The sequence below is a fragment of the Streptomyces sp. NPDC050263 genome, assembly GCF_040655955.1.
Lineage (GTDB): Bacteria > Actinomycetota > Actinomycetes > Streptomycetales > Streptomycetaceae > Streptomyces.
This window is the reverse complement of record NZ_JBFAKW010000300.1, coordinates 1-1,354: the sequence shown is the minus strand read 5'-3', so window position 1 is coordinate 1,354 and position 1,354 is coordinate 1. Positions and strand designations below refer to the sequence as shown.

Genomic DNA, 1,354 nt, shown 5'->3' with positions numbered 1-1,354 from the left:
CGCGCCGCGTCGTGGGCGCGCGCGATCCTCAGGGAGCGTACCGACGCCAAGGTCGGCTGGACGATCGCCAACCAGGCGCTCACCTCGAAGCCGGAGCACAAGGCGAAGCTCGTCGAGGAGCGCTACGTCCGGGAGGACCTGTACCTGGAGGCCGCGCGGCAGGACGACTTCATCGGCGTCCAGTCCTATTCCACGCAGGAGGTCGACGAGAACGGCCCCGTGCCGCACGCGCCCCACCCCGACAACACCCTCGTCGGCAGCGCGTACCGGCCGGACGCCCTGGGCATGGCGGTGCGCCACGCGTGGGACGTCACCGGCGGCGTCCCGGTGCTCGTGACCGAGAACGGCATCGCCATCGGCGACGACACCCGCCGCATCGCGTACACGGGCGAGGCGCTGCGGCACCTCTCCGCCGCCATGGACGACGGCGTCGACGTCCGCGGCTACCTCCACTGGAGCGCGCTCGACAACTACGAGTGGGGGCACTGGGAGCCGACGTTCGGACTCATCGCCGTCGACCGGGAGACCTTCGAGCGGCAGCCGAAGCCGAGCCTGGCCTGGCTCGGTGGCGTCGCGCGGTCCGGAGAGGTGCCGGCGTCATGACGGAACACCACACCGAGTACGGGCTGAGTCCCGAAGCCCAGGCCTGGCTGGCGATGCTGAAGGCACGCCCGCAGGTGCCCTCGCCCGAACCGGACGACATCGAGGCCTGGCGTGCCGTCGTCGCGGGCGCCTCGGCACCGGAGTACGCGGACGCCCTCGGGCTCGCGACCACGGGCGCCGTGGACACGGGAGTCCCGGTCGAGGTCCGCACACTCGACCTGCCGAACACGGTCGTGCACGTCGGCACCCCGGAAGGCCTCGCACCGGATGACCGGCGCGTCCTTCTCAGCGTGCACGGCGGGGCGTTCACCTGGGGCGGGGGCCCGGCGACGAAGTCCGCGGCACGATTCGTCGCGGGCGCCTACGGAGTCACCGTGTGGAGCGTCGACTACCGCATGCCGCCCGACCACCCCTACCCCGCGGCTCCGGACGACTGCCTCGACGCGTACCGGACCCTTCTGAAGAGCCACGACCCGGCTTCCATCGCGATCAGCGGACTGTCCGCGGGGGGAAACCTCGTGGCCGGCCTTCTTCTGAGGCTCCAGGAGGAGAAGCTGCCGATGCCCTGTGCGGTCGTCCTGAACTCACCCGCGGCCGACCTCACGCTCTCCGGCGACACCCTCGCCAACGACGCCTCCGGCGAGGTCGACGGGCTGATGAACAGCCTGAAGCTGTACGCGGGCGATCACGACCTCTGTGATCCGGATCTCTCGCCGCGGTTCGGACCGATCGGTGCCGACTCGCCGCCCAC

General features: G+C 71.5%; 2 protein-coding genes. Both read left to right on the top strand.

Annotated features, from left to right (window positions below):
- On the top strand, positions 1-603 hold a 603-nt coding region (locus tag AB0J04_RS46150; RefSeq protein ID WP_363174735.1), incomplete at its 5' end, for a family 1 glycosylhydrolase.
- The coding region (locus tag AB0J04_RS46145) for an alpha/beta hydrolase fold domain-containing protein (RefSeq protein WP_363174734.1) at positions 600-1,354 on the top strand (755 nt) is incomplete at its 3' end. The genes AB0J04_RS46150 and AB0J04_RS46145, both read left to right, overlap by 4 nt.